We start from the raw sequence: 17,589 nt of genomic DNA, 5'->3' as shown, positions 1-17,589 counted from the left end.
GAAATAAGGCAGCTTTGCGAATCCTCAGCGCGCCGGCCCGTCGAAGGTCAGCAGCCAGAAATCGGGCACCGCGCCGATCCGCAGCGGCACGCCACTGGTGCCGATTCCCGCGGTGACCAGCACGTCGCGGCCAGGCTCGCGAATCAGCCCGCAGACATAGCGCAGGCCATAGTTGGACGAGGCGGTGATCGGCCCGATCAGCGGCGGCACGATCTGGCCGCAATGGGTATGTCCCGCCAGCACCAGCGGATAGCGCGCGGGGAGCGTGGGCGCGATGTCGGGCGTGTGGCTCAGCACCACGGTGGGGCCGGGCAGCGCCCGCGCGGCGCGATCCATGCGGCTTTCCCGATATTTGCCATGGTAGAGATCGTCGGCGCCGGCGATCGTCAGCACACCCCGGCGCACCGCATCATTGCGCAGCAGGGTGATGTGCTGCTTCTTCAGCCACGGCAGCAGATCGGTCTTGTCGAATCGCCCATAATCATGGTTGCCGAGCACCGCGACCACGCCATGGCGCGCGCGCAGTGCGGCGAGCGGCGCGGTCGCCTCTTCCGCGTCATAGACGCGCGTCGTCACCCGCCGATACTGCTCGATGTCGCCGGCGATCAGCACCAGGTCCGGCCGCAGCGCGTTGACCTGGCCGACGATGCGCGCGAGCCGGGACGGCGGCGTTTCGGGGCCGGCGACGTGCAGGTCGCTGATCAGCACCACGCGCATCGGCGCCGCGCCCTTCGGCCAGTCGCGCATGTGGATGGTCAGCCGGCGCACGACGGGGTCGCGCATCGCCGTCGAGAGGCCGAAGCCGAGAATGCCGCCGAGCAGCAGGATCAGCGCGAGCAGGCACAGGAGGAAACGCTTCATGTGCCGGCCCTAGAACAAGGCGCGCGATTTTCGTACCCCGGTCGGCGGCAATCCGGCGGTGGATGTCGGCGGCCGGTCGTGGCACGCTGCCGGCATGCGGATGATCGGACTGATCGGCGGGATGAGCTGGGAAAGCTCGGCGGAATATTATCGCATCCTCAATCAGGGCGTACGCGACCGACTGGGACCGACCGCCTCGGCACGCTGCCTGCTCTGGTCGTTCGACTTCGCCGAGATCGAGGCGCTGCAGCACCTCGGCGACTGGGACGCGCTGGGCAACCGGCTCGTCGATGCGGCGCAGCGGCTCGAGGCCGGCGGTGCCGAGGGCCTGCTGATCTGCACCAACACGATGCACCGGCTGGCGGCGCAGGTGGAGGCTGCCGTGGAGATGCCGCTGCTGCACATCGCCGATCCGACCGCCGAACGAATCAAGGCGGCCGGCTTCACCACGGTCGGCCTGCTCGGCACCGCCTTCACCATGGAACAGGCCTTCTACAAGGATCGCTTGGCAGAACGGCACGGGTTGCGCGTGCTCGTTCCCGACATCGCGGATCGCGCCGTCGTGCACCGCGTGATCTACGAGGAGCTGGTCGCCGGCAAGGTCATCGCCGACTCGCGGGCGGCGTATCGCGCGATCATCCAACGGCTGGTCGCCGCCGGGGCCGAGGCGGTGATCCTGGGCTGCACGGAGATCATGCTGCTGATCGGTGCCGAAGACAGCCCCGTGCCGGTTTTCGACACGACCGCGCTCCACGCCGCTGCGGCGGTGGACTGGATCCTGGCGGCGCCAAACGACTCGCATGGCAAGGCCAAGGTCTAGCGCCCTCCGCCCCGCGCACCCATCTACTTGACCATGCGCGCTTTTGCCGACCTGCTCGACCGGCTGATCTACACCCGCTCGCGCAATGCCAAGCTCCGCCTGATCGGCGACTATCTGCGCGTGACGCCCGATCCGGATCGCGGCTGGGCGATGGCGGCGCTGACCGGCGCGCTCGACCTGCCGGCGGTGAAGCCGGCGCTGCTCCGCGCGATGATCGAATCGCGGGTCGATCCGGTGCTGTACGGCATGAGCCGCGATTTCGTCGGCGACTCGGCCGAGACCATCGCGCTGCTCTGGCCCGAGCCGCACGTCCCGCCGCCCGAAAGCGCGCCGCTCACACTGTCGCAAGTGGTGTCGACGCTGGGTGCCCTGTCGCGCTCCGATGCACCGGGCGTGCTGGCGGCGATGCTCGACCGGCTCGAATCGGACGAGCGCTATGCGTTGCTCAAGCTGGCGACCGGCGCCCTGCGCGTCGGCATCTCCGCACGGCTGGCCAAGACCGCGCTCGCCCAGGCCTTCGGGCTCGACGTCGATGCGGTGGAGGAAGTGTGGCACGGGCTGCACCCGCCCTATGACCGGCTGTTCGACTGGGCCGAAGGCCGTGCGGCGCAGCCGCGCGTGCAGGACGTGCCGGTGTTCCGCCCCTTCATGCTCGCGCACCCGCTGGAGGAGACGCAGGTCAGCCTCTCCGACTATGCGGCGGAGTGGAAGTGGGACGGCATCCGCGTCCAGCTCGTCCATGCCGGCGGCGAGACCCGGCTCTACAGCCGGGCGGGCGACGACATCACCCGCAGCTTCCCCGAAGTAGCCGCGGCGTTCGCCACGCCAGGCGTGCTCGACGGCGAGCTGCTGGTCCGCGGCGAGGTGCAGGGGGGCGAGGCGGGCAGCTTCAACGCGCTCCAGCAGCGGCTGGGGCGCAAAATCGTCTCCGCCAAGACGCTGGCCGAGTTTCCCGCCTTCGTCCGCCTCTACGACATCCTCTTCGACGGGACCGAGGACGTCCGCGAGCTGCCCTGGCATGCGCGCCGCGCGCGGCTGGAGGCGTTCGTCCCCGGCCTCGATGCCGAACGCTTCGACCTTTCCGCCGTGATCGATGCCGCCGATTTCGCCGCGCTCGAGGAAATCCGCGCCGGCGCGCGCGATGCGGCGATCGAAGGCGTGATGCTCAAGCGCCGCGATTCCCCCTACGTCACCGGACGCCGGGTCGGGCTGTGGTACAAGTGGAAGCGCGATCCGCTCACCGCCGATTGCGTGCTGATGTATGCCCAGCGCGGCTCGGGCAAGCGCAGCAGCTTCTATTCGGACTTCACTTTCGGGGCCTGGACCGAGAGCGGCGAACTGCTCCCTGTCGGCAAGGCCTATTTCGGCTTCACCGACGAGGAGCTGAAATGGCTCGACCGCCATGTCCGCACCCACACGGTCAATCGCTTCGGCCCGGTGCGCGAGACCGACAAGTCGCTGGTGCTGGAAGTGGCGTTCGATTCGATCCACGAATCGAAGCGGCACAAATCGGGGCTGGCGATGCGCTTCCCGCGAATCGCTCGTATCCGCACCGACAAGCCCGTCGCCGAGGCGGACACCATTGCGGGTCTGCGCCGGATGGTGACCTGAGGGACAAATTTCTTGGGGTCCGCGCGGGGGAGGCTGGCGGGCCCCTGCGCCGCTTCGTACAAGCGGGCATGGGCATGGGGGACGCATCGCCGCATCTGCGCGACGACAGGGCGCTGACCGAGCGCGAGAAGACGACGCTTCGCCTGCTGCTCGCCGGGCACGACGCCAAGTCGATCGCGCGCGAACTCGGCCTCTCCGTCCACACCGTCAACGAGCGGCTGCGCGATGCGCGGCGGAAGCTGGGCGTGGCCAGCAGCCGCGAAGCCGCGCGGAGACTGGCCGAAAGCGAAGCGGCGGACCCCCAAAAACCTGGGGACGCGCCGTTCGGGGTGTCGCCGGCGCCGGTATTCATGGCTTCTCCCGATCTGCCAGCGGTCCGGCCGCAACGATTGCCCCGGCTCGCCTGGCTGAGTGGAGGAATGCTCATCATGTCGCTGTTCATCGCCGCCGTCGCCGCGATCGCGCTGCACGCCCCGTCCGCCCCGGCCCCGCAGGCGCCTGTCACCGCACCTGCCGCCGAGAACACGCCCGCCAGCCTCGATGCCGCCTTGGCCTGGGTGGCGCTGGTCGATCAGGGCAAATGGCAGGAGAGCTGGCAGGCCGCTGCCGGCATGTTCCGCGCCCAGGTTTCCGACGCGCGCTGGGCCGAGATGGTGACGCCGGTCCGGAAGCCGCTGGGCGCGGTGGTGTCGCGCACGTTCGAATCGGTGCTCAAGAGCAAGACGCTGCCCGGGGCGCCCGACGGCGACTATGAAATCCTGAAGTTCCAGACCGCGTTCGCGGACCGCCCCAATTCGGTCGAGACGGTCATGCTCGTGCGGGAAGGCAGCGGCTGGCGCGTGATCGGGTACTTCATCCGCTGACCGGCGCGCGGGCGCGATTGGACAAGCGCTCGCCCGCAACGGTAAGACCCTCGGGGAACCGCTTGCACGTTCCGTGTCCGCGCTTCGGCGGGGCCGTTCCCCCGAGGAGATGCAATGCCGACCAGATCGGGCTTCGAATCCGCGGCATTGTCGGAACGCTTCAGCGGGCGGGATGCGCTGCTACGGCGCGTCGCCGGCGATGCGCCCGAAGCCTGGGTCCGCGAGGTCGCCGAGCATAGCGCGCGGCAGGGCGAGATCTTCGTCGAGCTGATCAACAAATGCCCGTTCGGCATCTATCTCGTCGACGATTCGCTGACGATCGTGGCGATGAACGCGCGCAGCCAGGAAGGAGCGTTCCAGAATGTGCGTCCGGTGATCGGCCGACCGTTCGAGGAAGCGATGCGCATCCTGTGGCCGGAAGCGGTCGCGCAGGAGATTGTCGGTCAATTCCGTCATACGCTGGAGACCGGCGAGCCCTATCGCTCGGACGCGTTCGTCGAGCCGCGTGCCGGTGGGGAGCAGGTCGACGGCTATGCGTGGGAACTCCACCGCGCACGCTTGCCCGAAGGGCGACAGGGCGTGATCTGCTACGATTTCGCCTCTACCGCGCTGCGCGCGGCGGAACGGGCCCTGGTCGAGGCCGAGCGGCGGCAGCGCCTGCTGATCGACGAGCTCAACCATCGCGTGAAGAACATGCTTTCCGTTGTGCAATCGCTTGCGCGGCAGACGATCGGCCGCAACCCCGATCCCGCCGCCGCGCAACTGGCGTTCGAGGGGAGGCTGGCGGCACTTGCGCGCGCCCATGACACGTTGACGCGCGTCCACTGGGGAAAGGCCGAGCTGGCCGATGTGGCCGAAGGCGCGCTCGATTCGAGCGGCGTCGCCGATCGGGTGCGGACGGGCGGCCCGACGATCTGGCTCGAATCGCGCGTCGCAGTGACCGTGGCGATGGCACTGCACGAGCTTTCCACCAATGCGATCCAATATGGCGCACTCTCGACCGAGGCGGGCCGAGTCGATTTCAGCTGGCGGTTGGAGGAGGGGCCACCCAGGCTGCTGCTGGAGTGGCGCGAGCGGGGCGGCCCTGCGGTGACTCCGCCTACGCGTCGCGGTTTCGGCACGCGCATGCTCGAACGCGCTTTGGCCGGCGATCTCAAGGCACAGGTGCGGCTCGATTTCGCGCCGGACGGGCTGGTATGTTCGATCGAGGCGGCGGCACCGGCGCTGTTCGAAGAGCGGGTCGCGCCCGGCGACGGGACTGCCTAAGCGTCGACGCGATCCGATGCCGTGCTGTCCGCCCCGGCGAGGAACGGCGCGATGACGCCGAGAATGCGAGTGACCGTCGCCTCCTTTTCGCCGACCGGCGCGACATAATGGATCGCCTCTCGCGCCGCTTCGAGCGAACCCCCGCGCGCGAGCATCCAGGCGGCGAGATATTGCGAAGCCAGGCAGCCGCCCGCGGTCGCGACATTGCCATGCGCCACGAAGGGCGCGTCCAGCACCTCGACCCCGGCCTCGACCACCCAGGGCTTGGTGGTAAGATCGGTGCAGGCGGGCAGGGTGCCGATCAGGCCGAGCCTGGCGAGCAACAGCGTGCCCGAACATTGTGCGCCGATCAGCTGGCGCGCCGGATCGAGCCGGATCTGTGCGAGCAGATCGGCGTCGGCCGCGATCTCGCGGGTCTTGCTGCCGCTGCCGATGATCACCGCGTCGGCTTCCGCGGCGAAGGACAGCGGCCGCTGCCGGCGCACCGTCACGCCGTTGAGCGAGGTCACCTCCTCGGTCGGGCAGGTGATGTGCGCGGCCCAGCCTCGCGCGCGCATCCGGTTGAGGATCGCCGCCGCCACGAAGCTGTCCAGCTCGTTGAACCCATCAAAGGTCAGAACGGCGATCTGCACGGGCGTCTCTCCAGCGAGTGTCTCCAAACACAGAAAAGGCCGGACGTTGCCGCCCGGCCTCTTCGATCCGTCAGTAGCCCGTTCGGGTTACTGCTGCGGCGACAGGTTCACCGCTGCGTACTTGCCGCGACGATCAACCTCCAGCTCGAACTCGAGCCGGTCGCCTTCGTTGAGCGTCGGCATGCCGGCGCGCTCGACGGCCGAGATGTGCACGAACGCATCGGGCTGTCCGTCATCGCGCTGGATGAAGCCGAAGCCCTTCATCGCGTTGAAGAACTTGACCGTGCCGGTCGCCTTCTCGCCGGTCAGCTGGCGCTGCGGGCCGCCACGCGGAGCACCGCGGTCGCCGCCGAAGCCGCCACCCTGCGAATCCTCGCGCGGGGCGCGCTCGGTAACCGCCATCGGCTCGCCATCGATCTTCAGCGTGGTCGCCGAGATGCGGCCCCCGCGATCGACGAGCGTGAAGCCGAGCGGCTGGCCTTCGGCCAGCGCGGTCAGGCCCGCCTGCTCGACGGCCGAGATGTGCACGAACACGTCTTCGCCACCGTCATCGCGAACGATGAAGCCGAAGCCCTTTTGCGCGTTGAAGAACTTCACCACGCCGGTGCCTTCGCCGATCACCTGGGGGGGCATGCCGCCGCCACCGCCGCCGCCGCCGCGGAAACCACCGCCGCCGCCGCCGCCGCCGAAGCCGCCACCACCGCCGCCGCCGCCGAAGCCGCCGCCGCTGCGGAAGCCACCGCCACCGCCGCCGCCGAAGCCGCCACGATTGCCGCCACCGAAGCCGCCACGATCTTCGAAGCCGCCGCCGCCGAAGCTGCTGCCGCCGCCGAAGTTATCGTCGCCGAAACCATCGCGCTTGTCTCTGCCGCGCCCACCGCGCTCGCCGCGACGTCCTCTATCGAAACTCATGCCCTGTTCGTCTTCCCGGTTCGCCCTCAAACTACCAATCAAAACCGAGCGCCGGACGAAAAACGCAGGTCTTACGGCACTAACGTAGCGCCACACTGCATGTCATAACCCAAAAAAATCGGGTGCGCGAACGAAAATCGCGCGCATGGCCGCTTTGCGGCAGGAAAGTGTCCGCCGTGCCACGCTTTCAGGGTTGGCCGCGCGTGAACCGTGCCATTTTCGCGACCAGTTGGACCCGGCCAGCCGGTCGGATGCGCCCTCTATCCCTTCGAATCGCAAAATGCAAAGCCGTGCAGGCACGGCAAAGCATTGAGGTGCGGCGCCAACCCCGCTACGCGAACCCGATGACCGTCCATTTCCACGAAGAAGACCTGCCGGAAGGCGTGTTCGCGCCCGGCGCCGCCATCGCCGTCGATACGGAGACGATGGGCCTGATCACGCCGCGCGACCGGCTGTGCCTGGTCCAGCTGTCCGACGGGTCGGGCGACGAGCACCTGGTGCGCTTTGGCCCGCAGTCCAACTATGCCGCGCCGAACCTGCGCGCGGTGCTGGCCGATCCGGAGCGGCTGAAGCTCTATCACTTCGCCCGATTCGATCTGGCGGCGATTCGCTTCTATCTCGGCGTCACCGCCGGACCGGTCTATTGCACCAAGATCGCCTCGCGGCTGGTGCGCACCTATACCGATCGCCATGGCCTCAAGGACCTGGCGCGCGATCTGGTTGGTGCGGAGATTTCCAAGCAGCAGCAGTCTTCGGACTGGGGCGGCCCGGATCTGTCTGATGCTCAGCGCGATTATGCCGCGTCCGACGTGCGCTTCCTCCACGCGATGAAGGTCGAGCTGGACAAGCGACTCGAGCGCGAGGGTCGCACCGAAATGGCGCAGGCCTGTTTCGACTTCCTGCCCTGGCGCGCCGAGCTCGATATCGCCGGCTGGCCCGAGGTGGATATCTTCGCCCATGCGTGAGCGCACGGCCATTCTTGACGGCAGGGATCGAGTAGTTGTCTCGGCCGTTTCGGCTCCCCACAAGGGAGCCTATGTCTGAGATCGCCGCCCGATTGACCACGCAGAACCGCGCCTGGGCCCATCCCGGGAGCAGCCACGATCGTGCCGTGCGCATCGCGCTGGTGCTGCTGCCGGTCCTGATCGGCGCGCTCGCCGCGTTTCTGGTCAGCGCGCCCTTGTTCATGGGCGGCGACGTTAGCTTCGTGCTCGACAAGAACAAGGTGGCGATGTCGCCCGAGCGGCTGAAGATCGTCGCTGCCGATTATCGCGGCGAGGATTCCAAGGGCCGCCAGTTCGAGCTGCATGCGGGCTCCGCGGTGCAGAAGAGTTCGGCGGAACCGGTGGTGCAGCTCAACCAGCTCAACGCGCGGCTGAGCCTCACCGACGGCCCCGCCACGCTGGTGGCGAATCACGGCCGCTACAATCTCAATACCGATCAGATGATGATCGACGGGCCGATTCGCTTCCAGACGAGCGACGGCTATCTGCTCAACACCCATGACGCGACGATCGACCTGAAGACGCGGCAGCTGGAAAGCGGCGGGGCGGTGACCGGCGATACGCCCACCGGCACTTTCCGCGCCGATCGCCTGCGTGCCGATCTCGACAAGCGTCTGATCTCGCTCGAAGGCAATGCGCACTTGCGGATGACGCCGAAGCCGGCAAGGAGGCCCTGATGACCCGCGCTCTCGCTCCGCTCGCCCTCGGGCTGCCGCTGCTGCTCGCCGCTGTTCCCGCGGTGGCGCAGGCGCGGCACGATTCGAACGCTCCGATCGATTTCGATGCGAAGAACATCCAGCTCGACGACAAGGCCAACCGCGCGATCCTGAGCGGCGGCGTCGTCATCAAGCAGTCGGACATGACGCTCCGCGCCGCACGGGTGACCGTCGCGTATAGCGGCAGCGCACTCAACGGCTCGCCCCAGGCCTCACGCCTCGACGCGACCGGCGGCGTCACCGTTACCCGGCCCAACCAGACCGCGCGCTCCAGCTATGCCGTGTACGATGTCGACCGGCGGATCATCACGATGATCGGCAACGTCACGCTGCAGCAGGCCGGGTCGAACGTCGCCAATGCGGCGGGTCCGCGGCTGACGATCAACCTCGACACCAGCCGAGCCACCTTCGGCGGCGCACCGGCGGGCCCGAGCACGCAGAATTCGGGCGGTCGCGTGACCGGCCGCTTCTCCGTGCCCAATCGCGACGCGTCGAAGCAGTAAGACGGGGCAATGCCACGGCACGCCGTGCACTGTCTTCCCTTTGTGCGCGTTATCATGCAGGAACCTTGCCAAGCGGCCACGCGCTTGGCGGGGACCAGAACAGCGTTACCCTTGCAGGACCCGTCATGACCGACGTCGCCATCGCCGCCCCCGAAAGCTCCGCCCCGGATCCCGTGCCGCTGCCCGATCGCGGCCTTGCGGTCGTCTCGATCGCCAAGTCCTACGACAAGCGCACGGTGCTCACCGACGTTTCCGTATCGGTGGGCCGTGGCGAAGTGGTCGGCCTGCTCGGCCCGAACGGTGCGGGCAAGACGACCTGCTTCTATTCGGTGATGGGACTGGTGAAGCCCGACAGCGGCCGCATCATGCTGGACGGCGAGGACATCACCCGTCTGCCGATGTACCGCCGCGCGATCCTGGGCCTCGGCTATCTGCCGCAGGAAACCTCGATCTTCCGCGGCCTCAGCGTCGAAAAGAACATCGCCGCGGTGCTCGAACTCGCCGAGCCGGACCGCGATGCGCGTCAGGCGCGGCTCGAGGAACTACTCGACGAGTTCGGCCTCACCCGCCTGCGCACCTCGCCGGCGATGGCGCTTTCGGGCGGCGAGCGGCGCCGCGCCGAAATCGCCCGCGCGCTGGCCGCGAATCCGACGATCATCCTGCTCGACGAGCCGTTCGCGGGCATCGATCCGATCTCGATCTCCGACATTCGCGACCTGGTGAAGCAGCTCAAGCAGCGCGGCATCGGCGTGCTGATCACCGACCATAATGTCCGCGAGACGCTCGAAATCGTCGATCGCGGCTATATCATCTATGATGGCCGCGTGCTGTTCGCGGGCTCGCCCGACGATCTGGTGCGCGACGAGAATGTCCGCCGCCTCTATCTCGGCGAAAGCTTCTCGCTCTAAGCCGCATGAGTCTCGCGCCTCGCCTCGATCTGCGCCAGTCGCAATCGCTGGTGATGACGCCGCAGCTCCAGCAGGCGATCAAGCTGCTGGCGCTGTCCAACCTCGAGATCGAGACCTTCATCGCCGAGGAAGTCGAGCGCAACCCGCTGCTCGACGCGCAGGGCAGCGACGACGGCGGCCCGCCGGAGCCTGCCGACAGCGCTGACGATTTCGAGCCGCGCGACGGCCCGGCCGATGCGAGCGAGCTGATCCTCGGCGGCGGCGAGGCGAGCGGGGAGGCGGCGCTCGACGTCGATCTCGCCACCGAAGCCTTCCACCATGATTCGGCCAGCGACTCGATCGGCGGGCTCGACGGCGGGCTCGGGATGACCGGCGCCGGCGGCGGCGGATCGGAGGAGGGCTCCGATCTCGACAGCCTCGGGAGCGGCGACCTCAGCCTTGCCGACCATCTGCTCGCCCAGGCGGGCTCGAGCGTCTCGGGCCCCGACCTGTTCATCGCCCAGCATCTGATCGACCAGATCGACGAATGCGGCTACCTTACCGTGCCGCTGCGCGAGATCGCCGAGCGGCTGGGCGTGCCGCTCGCGCGGGTCGAGGGGGTGCTGGCAGTGATCCAGACCTTCGATCCCACCGGCGTCGGCGCGCGCGACCTCGCCGAATGCCTCGCGCTCCAGGCCAAGGAGGCGGATCGCTACGATCCGCGCATGGCGCGGCTGATCGACAATCTCGAACTGGTCGCGCGCGGCGATCTCGCCCGGCTGCGGCGGATCTGCAATGTCGACGACGAGGATCTCGCCGACATGATCCGCGAGCTGCGCAACTACGATCCCAAGCCCGGCTGCCGCTATGGCGGCGATCCGGTGCCGGCGGTGACCCCCGACATCTTCGTCGCGCGGCGCGGCACTGGCTGGGCGGTGGAGATCAACGCGGCGACGCTGCCGCGGCTGCTGGTCAACCGGGCCTATTATGCCGAGGTCTCGGGGGGCAAGCAGGACAAGGCGAGCAAGGCTTGGCTCACCGACATGCTCGCCAGCGCCAATTGGCTGGTCAAGGCGCTCGATCAGCGCCAGCGCACGATCATCAAGGTGGCGAGCGAGATCGTGAAGCAGCAGGAAGGCTTCTTCCTGAAAGGCGTCGCGCATCTCCGCCCACTGACCCTGCGCCAGGTGGCCGACGCGATCGAGATGCACGAATCGACGGTCAGCCGGGTCACCAGCAACAAATATCTCAGCTGCGCGCGCGGCCTCTTCGAACTGAAATATTTCTTCACCAGCGCGATCCAGTCGGCGGATGGCGGCGAGGCGGTGTCGGCGGAGGCGGTGAAGAGCGCGATCAAAACGCTGATCGCTGCCGAGGACCCGAAGAAAATTCTTTCGGACGATACGCTCGTGGAAATGCTCAATGCGAAGGGCTTCGATATCGCCCGGCGCACGGTCGCGAAATATCGCGAGGCGATGGGCATTGGCAGCTCGGTGCAACGCCGGCGCCAGAAGGCACTCGAAGGAGCGGGTTGATCATGCGTGTTTGGGGTATGGTGGCGGCGCTTGCCGCGATGCTGGCGTGCGCGCCGGCGCTGGCGCAAGGCGCGCCCGAGCTGACGGTGATGAGCCTCAACATCCGCATGCCGAGCGATGGCGACGGCGCGAACCTGTGGGAGAAGCGCCGCGAGCTCACCTTCGCGACGATCCGCGCAGCGGATCCGGATCTGATCGGCACGCAGGAGCTGTTCCAGCGCCAGGGGGACGACGTCGTCAAGGCGCTGCCGCAATATGCCTGGTTCGGCACCGACCGCTATGGCGGGCACGCCAACGAGCATATGGGCATCTTCTACCGGCGCGACCGGCTGCGAATCGTCGAGCAGGGCCAGTTCTGGCTCTCGGACACGCCCGAGGTGCCGGCCAGCATCAGCTGGGGCCACCCGCTGCCGCGGATGGTGAACTGGGCGACCTTCGAGACCCGCGACGGGCACCGCTTCCGCTTCTACGACACGCATTTCCCCTATCGCGACGAGGACGAGGATGCGCGCACCCGGGGTGCGCAGCTGCTGTCCGATCGGATCGCGGCGGGCCCCAAGGATATGCCGGTCATTCTAACCGGCGACTTCAACACCACGGCCGACAAGCCCGCCCATGCGGTGCTGACCAAGACGCTCGCGGATGCCTGGGCGTCGCGGCCGGACCGTCAGGGCCCCGACTTCACCTTCCACGGCTTCACCGGCAAGGGCGACCGCCGCATCGACTGGATCCTGACGCGCGGCTTCGCGGTCGAGCGGGTCACCACCGTGGACAGCCATCGGGGCGAGGTCTACCCGAGCGACCATTATCCGGTCGTCGCCCGGGTGCGGTTCGCGCGCTGAGCCGGCTCAGCCGCCGGGGCGCAGGCCGCCTTCCATCAGCATCATCGTGATGCTGCCCATGTCGGTGTACTGGAGCACGCCGGCGAGCGTGCCGACCACGTTGGGGTCCTGCGCCAGGTCCATCAGCGCGACGCGGCCGAGCGCGGTGAAGCTGTTCTGCAGCGCGCCTGGATCGCTTTTCATCCGGTCCATCGCCTGGGCGCGGCAATCGCGGGTGACGAGGCGGGTGATCAGCTGGCCCGCCTGCTGGCTGGCCTCGACGCGGCGGCCCTCGTCGACCTTCACCATGTCGCGCACCGCGGCGCTCTGCGCGACGGCGGCGAACACCCAGCGGATCAGCACGTCGCGATCGGCGCGGCTGGTGCGCGCGCGGAGGCACTCGCCGAACGGGTCGCGCGCCTGTGCCTGCGCAGCGGCGGGGGCGAGGAAGGAAGCGAAGGCCGCAGCGGCGGCGAAGAGCGGGCGAATCGTCATGGGGCTCCAGTAGGAAAGCTCCGCGGCAAGATCGCGGCAAAAAGATCCTCCCCTGGAAGGGGAGGGGGACCGCCGCCGAAGGCGGTGGTGGAGGGGTGTCCCCGTCGAAGCGGCGTACGACGCACCAGCGCTGACACCCCTCCGTCGCGCTGCGCGCGCCACCTCCCCTATCAGGGGAGGATCTGGAGTCAGAGCGCGATCAGCACTTCGTTCCGCCGCAGCGGGCCGGGAATGAAGGGCGAGTTGTAGAAGGCATATTCCACCGCGCCGCCGTTGATCCCCTTCGCTGCCAGCCAGCTGCGCAGCTCGGCCTCGCGCTTCTCCAGCGCAGCGTCGTCGGGCGAACCCGAGAAGCGCAGCACCGCGACGCGCCGCGCAGGGCGGGTCGCCAGATCGACATTGTCCGAGGGCTTGGGCAGCGTCGCCAGGGTGAACTTCGACGGCATCACGAACTGCGTCCGCCAACTGGCATCCTGCTTGGTGCTGAGCACCGGCGCGGTCATCGAAATCTTCTCGCCGCCGCTGCCGCCATTATCGCCGCGGCGCTTGGCAAAGATATAGTCGGCGAGACGCGAGAAACCTGCGTTGAGCGCCGCCTCGCGCGTGCCGATCGCGCGCGTTTCCGCCACCACCAGCTCGGGATAGTCGCGGATCTCGAAGGCGCCGTCCTTTTCCACCAGCGTGAAGGGCGGCTGTTCGCTCGCCTTCTCGAACGCATAATAGGCCGCCGCACCCACGATCACCGTGCCGCCCAGCAGGCCGCCAACCCAGGCCCAGGTCTTGCCCTTCGCCATCACCAAAACTCCCTTAATCGTCTTCGTCCTCGAACCCGGCGAGATCGAGCGCTCGGGCGCGTATCTGCCGCAGCCTGCACCAATGTACCAGCGCATCCTCGCGGCCATGTGTCACCCACACTTCGCGCGGGGCCAGTTCCTCGATGGTGCGGGTCAGCTCGTCCCAATCGGCATGGTCGGAGAGGATCAGCGGCAGCTCGACATTGCGCTGGCGGGCGCGCTGGCGCACCCGCATCCAGCCGCTCGCCATCGCGGTGATCGGATCGGGCAGCCGCCGCGACCAGCGATCGTTGAGCGCGCCCGGCGGGCAGAGGATGATCCGTCCCTCCAATTCCTTCTTCGCGACGCCGGTGGCGGGGCGCAGCTCGCCCAACGCCACGCCGTGCTCGACATAGAGGTCGCACAGCGCCTGGAGCGCGCCGTGGATGTAGATCGGATCGTCGAATCCCATCGCGCGCAGCTCGGCGATCACCCGCTGCGCCTTGCCGAGCGCATAGGCGCCGACCAGCACGCAGCGCTCGGGCTCGGTGCGGAGCGCGGACAGCAGCTTGTCGATCTCGTCGGTGGTCTCGGGGTGGCGGAACACCGGCAGGCCGAAGGTCGCCTCGGTGACGAACACGTCGCACTTCACCGGCTGGAAGGGCGTGCAGGTCGGGTCCGGCCGACGCTTGTAATCGCCCGAGACGACGATGCGCTCGCCGGCATGATCCAGCACCACCTGCGCCGAACCGAGCACATGCCCCGCGGGCACGAACCCTACCTCGATGGGGCCCAGCTGGATGCTTTCGCCATAGTCGACCGACCGGCCGTTCTGCGGCCCGTAGCGCGCCGCCATGATCGCCAGCGTACCCGGCGTCGCCCACACCTCGCCATGACCGCCGCGGGCGTGATCGGCATGGCCGTGGGTAATGATCGCCCGCGCGACCGGCTTGGACGGGTCGATCCACGCGTCCGCCGCCGGAAGGTAGATCCCGCAAGGATCGGGGGTGAGCCAGCTGCCGAGCGTCATGGCGGCGATATGGGGGCGCGGGCACGGATCGAAAGGGGCGCAGGCTTCGTTGGTCCTGGCAAAACGGAGAGATGCCATGGACTTGTCGAGCATGCAGGGGCTGCTGGTGATCGTCGGCCCGATCGTCCTCGCCGCGGCGCTGATCTGGGCGATCGCACGCAACCGCACCTCGAAGCGCCAGCTGGACGAGACCGAGGCGGCAACGCGCCGCAATTACGACGCGCACGACGAAGCCGACCGGAAGCGCTGAACCGCCCATTTTGCTTTCGTTCCGTGCCCTGAATCCCTATATCCTCGGCATGGCAGACACTCCCAAGACGAACGATCCCAACGCGAACGAGTATGGCGCCGATTCCATCAAGGTCCTCAAGGGCCTGGATGCGGTCCGCAAGCGCCCCGGCATGTATATCGGCGACACCGACGACGGCTCGGGCCTGCACCACATGGTGTTCGAGGTTTCCGACAACGCGATCGACGAGGCGCTGGCCGGGCATTGCGACCTGATCCTGATCACGCTCAATCCGGACGGATCGGTTTCGGTCGAGGATAACGGCCGCGGCATCCCCACCGGCATCCACTCCGAAGAGGGCGTGTCCGCCGCCGAAGTGATCATGACCCAGCTCCACGCGGGCGGCAAGTTCGAGAACACCTCGGACACCAACGCCTACAAGGTCTCGGGCGGCCTGCACGGCGTGGGCGTGTCGGTCGTGAACGCGCTCAGCGAGTGGCTGGACCTCAACATCTGGCGCGACGGCGAGGAGCATTACATGCGCTTCCGTCACGGCGATGCCGAAGCGCCGCTCAAGGTGATCGGTCCGGCCAACGGCAAGAAGGGAACGCGAGTCACCTTCCTCGCCAGCCCGGAAACGTTCAAGATCACCGAGTACGACTTCGAGAAGCTCGAGCATCGCTACCGCGAGCTCGCCTTCCTCAATTCGGGCGTGCGCCTGAAGCTGCGCGACGCGCGGCACGAGGAAGTGAAGGAAATCGACCTGTTCTACGAAGGCGGCATCGCCGCGTTCGTCCAGTATCTCGATCGCAACAAGGTTGCGCTGATGCCCGAGCCGGTGGCGATCAGCGGCACCCGCGACGACGTGACGATCGACGTCGCGCTGGAGTGGAACGACAGCTATTACGAGAACGTCCTCGCCTTCACCAACAACATCCCGCAGCGCGACGGCGGCACCCACCTCGCGGCGTTCCGCGCGGCGCTGACCCGTACGCTCAACAACTATGCCGACAAGTCGGGGATGCTGAAGAAGGAGAAGGTCTCCCTCACCGGCGACGACATGCGCGAGGGCCTGACCGCAATCGTCTCGGTCAAGCTGCCGGACCCCAAGTTCAGCAGCCAGACCAAGGACAAGCTGGTCTCCTCCGAAGTCCGCCAGCCGCTCGAAAGCCTGATGGCCGACAAGCTGGCCGAATGGCTGGAAGAGAATCCCGCCGTCGCAAAGCAGATCATCCAGAAGGTGATCGACGCCGCCGCCGCGCGCGAGGCCGCCAAGCGCGCGCGCGAGCTCACCCGGCGCAAGGGCGTGATGGACATCGCCAGCCTGCCCGGCAAGCTCGCCGACTGCCAGGAGCGGGATCCCGCCAAGTCCGAACTGTTCTTCGTCGAGGGTGACTCGGCCGGCGGATCGGCCAAGCAGGGCCGCGACCGCCACTTCCAGGCGATCCTGCCGTTGCGCGGCAAGATCCTCAACGTCGAGCGCGCCCGCTTCGACCGGATGCTCGCCAGCCGCGAGATCGGCACGATCATCACGGCGCTGGGCACCGGCATTCGCGACGATTTCAACATCGAGAAGCTGCGCTACCACAAGATCGTCATCATGACCGACGCCGACGTGGACGGCGCGCACATCCGCACGCTGCTGCTGACCTTCTTCTACCGCCAGATGCCCGAGATTATCACCAACGGGCACCTCTATATCGCCCAGCCGCCGCTCTATAAGGCGACCAAGGGCCGCTCCGAGGTGTATCTGAAGGACGATGCGGCGCTCGACCAGTATCTGGTCGATGCGGGCGTGGGCGGCACGGTGCTCGACACCAATGGCAGCCAGCGCTCGGGCGAGGACCTGCGCACGCTGGTCGAGCATGCCCGCCGCATGCGCACGCTGATGCGCTACGTGCCGCGCCGCTACGATCCGATGATCATCGAATCGCTGGCGCTGGGCGGCGCGCTCGATCCGTCGGTGAGCCGCGAGCGCCATGCCGAGGAACTGAAGACGGTTGTCCACCGCCTCGACGCCGCCGACACCGAAGCCCGGTGGAGCGCGCGCATCACCGAGGATGGCGGCTATCATTTCGAGCGGCTGTGGCGCGGCGTGACCGATCACCACATCGTCGAGGCGAGCTTCCTGGTCTCGGCCGAGGCGCGCAAGCTGCACACGCTGGCGAGCGAGCAGGCGGCGGCCTATCTCACGCCGTCCAAGCTCGTCTCGAACAAGGGCCTGGCGACCGAGGTGGATGCACCGGTGCCGGAGGAAGAAGCCCCCGTCGCGGTCGGCAAGGGCGAGAGCTTGGTGTCGCGCCCCTCGCAGCTGCTCGACGCGATCCTCGCCTTCGGGCGCAAGGGGCTGGCGATCCAGCGCTACAAGGGTCTGGGCGAGATGAACGCGGAGCAGCTGTGGGAGACCACGCTCGATCCGCAGAACCGCTCGATGCTGCAGGTGGCGATCGACCAGGCCGACGTGGCCGACGCGATCTTCACCCAGCTGATGGGCGACGTGGTCGAGCCGCGCCGCGACTTCATCCAGGAGAATGCGCTCAGCGTGGCGAATCTCGACGTCTGATCGAAAGCGCGGAGGCTAGCACCTTATCCTCCCCTTGGCGGGAGGAGGATCGGTCTTTCCCTCTCCCG

Annotated in this window: 18 protein-coding genes; 12 read left to right on the top strand and 6 right to left on the bottom strand. The window is 67.9% G+C overall.

Annotation, left to right across the window (positions count from 1 at the left end; translation table 11 throughout):
- Positions 1 to 24 precede the first annotated feature (24 nt).
- Entirely contained in the window at positions 25 to 861 is an 837-nt protein-coding gene (locus BM009_RS18255; protein WP_093298383.1) for a metallophosphoesterase, read from the bottom strand.
- 94 nt (positions 862 to 955) lie between these two features.
- Here BM009_RS18255 and BM009_RS18250 point away from each other — a divergent pair, with 94 nt between their 5' ends.
- The 4 genes from BM009_RS18250 (at position 956) to BM009_RS18235 (ending at position 5,421) form a co-directional block, all read left to right on the top strand.
- The gene (locus tag BM009_RS18250; protein WP_093298575.1) at positions 956 to 1,681 is read left to right on the top strand and encodes an aspartate/glutamate racemase family protein; all 726 of its coding nucleotides are present in this window, start codon (positions 956 to 958) and stop codon (positions 1,679 to 1,681) included.
- A 33-nt stretch (positions 1,682 to 1,714) separates the two neighbouring features.
- Positions 1,715 to 3,292 (top strand): cisplatin damage response ATP-dependent DNA ligase, encoded by a 1,578-nt coding sequence (locus BM009_RS18245; protein WP_093298382.1) that lies wholly within the window; start codon positions 1,715 to 1,717, stop codon positions 3,290 to 3,292.
- A gap of 74 nt (positions 3,293 to 3,366) precedes the next feature.
- Complete coding sequence (locus BM009_RS18240; protein ID WP_093298573.1) at positions 3,367 to 4,155, top strand: helix-turn-helix domain-containing protein; 789 nt, start codon at positions 3,367 to 3,369, stop codon at positions 4,153 to 4,155.
- Between the two features lie 114 nt (positions 4,156 to 4,269).
- Entirely contained in the window at positions 4,270 to 5,421 is a 1,152-nt protein-coding gene (locus BM009_RS18235) for a sensor histidine kinase (RefSeq protein WP_093298380.1), read from the top strand.
- Here BM009_RS18235 and BM009_RS18230 read toward each other — a convergent pair.
- A complete protein-coding gene (locus BM009_RS18230; RefSeq protein ID WP_093298379.1) occupies positions 5,418 to 6,053 on the bottom strand; it encodes a DJ-1/PfpI family protein in 636 nt (211 codons plus the stop codon). The two genes, BM009_RS18235 and BM009_RS18230, sit on opposite strands and share 4 nt — an antisense overlap.
- Positions 6,054 to 6,140: 87 nt before the next feature.
- Positions 6,141 to 6,965 carry a cold-shock protein gene (locus BM009_RS23195; protein ID WP_093298377.1) on the bottom strand — a complete coding sequence of 275 codons (825 nt, stop codon included), beginning with the start codon at positions 6,963 to 6,965 and terminating at the stop codon, positions 6,141 to 6,143.
- A gap of 344 nt (positions 6,966 to 7,309) precedes the next feature.
- Between BM009_RS23195 and BM009_RS18220 the strand changes: the two genes are divergently transcribed.
- The 6 genes from BM009_RS18220 to BM009_RS18195 all read left to right on the top strand — a co-directional run bounded on the left by BM009_RS18220 (position 7,310) and on the right by BM009_RS18195 (position 12,452).
- Positions 7,310 to 7,930: a ribonuclease D gene (locus BM009_RS18220; RefSeq protein ID WP_093298376.1), complete on the top strand. Its 621-nt coding sequence runs from the start codon at positions 7,310 to 7,312 to the stop codon at positions 7,928 to 7,930.
- 71 nt (positions 7,931 to 8,001) lie between these two features.
- Entirely contained in the window at positions 8,002 to 8,646 is a 645-nt protein-coding gene (lptC, locus tag BM009_RS18215; protein ID WP_093298374.1) for an LPS export ABC transporter periplasmic protein LptC, read from the top strand.
- The gene (locus tag BM009_RS18210; protein ID WP_093298372.1) at positions 8,646 to 9,188 is read left to right on the top strand and encodes an LptA/OstA family protein; all 543 of its coding nucleotides are present in this window, start codon (positions 8,646 to 8,648) and stop codon (positions 9,186 to 9,188) included. Before lptC ends, BM009_RS18210 begins: the two co-directional genes overlap by 1 nt.
- 125 nt (positions 9,189 to 9,313) lie before the next feature.
- The gene (gene lptB / locus BM009_RS18205) at positions 9,314 to 10,096 is read left to right on the top strand and encodes an LPS export ABC transporter ATP-binding protein (protein WP_093298371.1); all 783 of its coding nucleotides are present in this window, start codon (positions 9,314 to 9,316) and stop codon (positions 10,094 to 10,096) included.
- A gap of 5 nt (positions 10,097 to 10,101) precedes the next feature.
- Positions 10,102 to 11,610: an RNA polymerase factor sigma-54 gene (gene rpoN, locus BM009_RS18200; RefSeq protein WP_093298369.1), complete on the top strand. Its 1,509-nt coding sequence runs from the start codon at positions 10,102 to 10,104 to the stop codon at positions 11,608 to 11,610.
- Positions 11,611 to 11,612: 2 nt separating this feature from the next.
- Complete coding sequence (locus BM009_RS18195; protein ID WP_093298368.1) at positions 11,613 to 12,452, top strand: endonuclease/exonuclease/phosphatase family protein; 840 nt, start codon at positions 11,613 to 11,615, stop codon at positions 12,450 to 12,452.
- 6 nt (positions 12,453 to 12,458) lie between these two features.
- On the opposite strand, the gene BM009_RS18190 is transcribed toward BM009_RS18195, so the two are convergent.
- The 3 genes from BM009_RS18190 to BM009_RS18180 all read right to left on the bottom strand — a co-directional run bounded on the left by BM009_RS18190 (position 12,459) and on the right by BM009_RS18180 (position 14,729).
- On the bottom strand, positions 12,459 to 12,926 hold the full coding sequence (locus tag BM009_RS18190) for a hypothetical protein (RefSeq protein ID WP_093298366.1): 468 nt from the start codon (positions 12,924 to 12,926) through the stop codon (positions 12,459 to 12,461).
- A gap of 188 nt (positions 12,927 to 13,114) precedes the next feature.
- Positions 13,115 to 13,720: an SOUL family heme-binding protein gene (locus tag BM009_RS18185; RefSeq protein ID WP_093298365.1), complete on the bottom strand. Its 606-nt coding sequence runs from the start codon at positions 13,718 to 13,720 to the stop codon at positions 13,115 to 13,117.
- Positions 13,721 to 13,733: 13 nt separating this feature from the next.
- Positions 13,734 to 14,729, bottom strand: a complete 996-nt coding sequence (locus BM009_RS18180; protein WP_093298363.1) for a ligase-associated DNA damage response exonuclease — start codon at positions 14,727 to 14,729, stop codon at positions 13,734 to 13,736.
- Positions 14,730 to 14,805: 76 nt separating this feature from the next.
- Between BM009_RS18180 and BM009_RS22705 the strand changes: the two genes are divergently transcribed.
- Positions 14,806 to 14,979 (top strand): hypothetical protein, encoded by a 174-nt coding sequence (locus tag BM009_RS22705; RefSeq protein WP_175488111.1) that lies wholly within the window; start codon positions 14,806 to 14,808, stop codon positions 14,977 to 14,979.
- Positions 14,980 to 15,028: 49 nt separating this feature from the next.
- A complete protein-coding gene (gyrB, locus tag BM009_RS18175; RefSeq protein ID WP_093298572.1) occupies positions 15,029 to 17,521 on the top strand; it encodes a DNA topoisomerase (ATP-hydrolyzing) subunit B in 2,493 nt (830 codons plus the stop codon).
- Positions 17,522 to 17,589 lie beyond the last annotated feature (68 nt).

The sequence above is a fragment of the Sphingomonas sp. NFR04 genome, from assembly GCF_900114095.1.
Taxonomy (GTDB): domain Bacteria; phylum Pseudomonadota; class Alphaproteobacteria; order Sphingomonadales; family Sphingomonadaceae; genus Sphingomonas.
The sequence above is the reverse complement of the archived record's forward strand: the minus strand, read 5'-3'. Positions and strand labels throughout refer to the sequence as shown.

Coding starts and splice junctions, on each gene's coding strand:
- BM009_RS18255 (WP_093298383.1), bottom strand. CDS start 861: ATGAAGCGTTTCCTCCTGTGCCTGCTCGCGCTGATCCTGCTGCTCGGC.
- BM009_RS18250 (WP_093298575.1), top strand. CDS start 956: ATGCGGATGATCGGACTGATCGGCGGGATGAGCTGGGAAAGCTCGGCG.
- BM009_RS18245 (WP_093298382.1), top strand. CDS start 1,715: ATGCGCGCTTTTGCCGACCTGCTCGACCGGCTGATCTACACCCGCTCG.
- BM009_RS18240 (WP_093298573.1), top strand. CDS start 3,367: ATGGGGGACGCATCGCCGCATCTGCGCGACGACAGGGCGCTGACCGAG.
- BM009_RS18235 (WP_093298380.1), top strand. CDS start 4,270: ATGCCGACCAGATCGGGCTTCGAATCCGCGGCATTGTCGGAACGCTTC.
- BM009_RS23195 (WP_093298377.1), bottom strand. CDS start 6,965: ATGAGTTTCGATAGAGGACGTCGCGGCGAGCGCGGTGGGCGCGGCAGA.
- BM009_RS18220 (WP_093298376.1), top strand. CDS start 7,310: ATGACCGTCCATTTCCACGAAGAAGACCTGCCGGAAGGCGTGTTCGCG.
- lptC (WP_093298374.1), top strand. CDS start 8,002: ATGTCTGAGATCGCCGCCCGATTGACCACGCAGAACCGCGCCTGGGCC.
- BM009_RS18210 (WP_093298372.1), top strand. CDS start 8,646: ATGACCCGCGCTCTCGCTCCGCTCGCCCTCGGGCTGCCGCTGCTGCTC.
- lptB (WP_093298371.1), top strand. CDS start 9,314: ATGACCGACGTCGCCATCGCCGCCCCCGAAAGCTCCGCCCCGGATCCC.
- rpoN (WP_093298369.1), top strand. CDS start 10,102: ATGAGTCTCGCGCCTCGCCTCGATCTGCGCCAGTCGCAATCGCTGGTG.
- BM009_RS18195 (WP_093298368.1), top strand. CDS start 11,613: ATGCGTGTTTGGGGTATGGTGGCGGCGCTTGCCGCGATGCTGGCGTGC.
- BM009_RS18190 (WP_093298366.1), bottom strand. CDS start 12,926: ATGACGATTCGCCCGCTCTTCGCCGCCGCTGCGGCCTTCGCTTCCTTC.
- BM009_RS18185 (WP_093298365.1), bottom strand. CDS start 13,720: ATGGCGAAGGGCAAGACCTGGGCCTGGGTTGGCGGCCTGCTGGGCGGC.
- BM009_RS18180 (WP_093298363.1), bottom strand. CDS start 14,729: ATGACGCTCGGCAGCTGGCTCACCCCCGATCCTTGCGGGATCTACCTT.
- BM009_RS22705 (WP_175488111.1), top strand. CDS start 14,806: ATGGACTTGTCGAGCATGCAGGGGCTGCTGGTGATCGTCGGCCCGATC.
- gyrB (WP_093298572.1), top strand. CDS start 15,029: ATGGCAGACACTCCCAAGACGAACGATCCCAACGCGAACGAGTATGGC.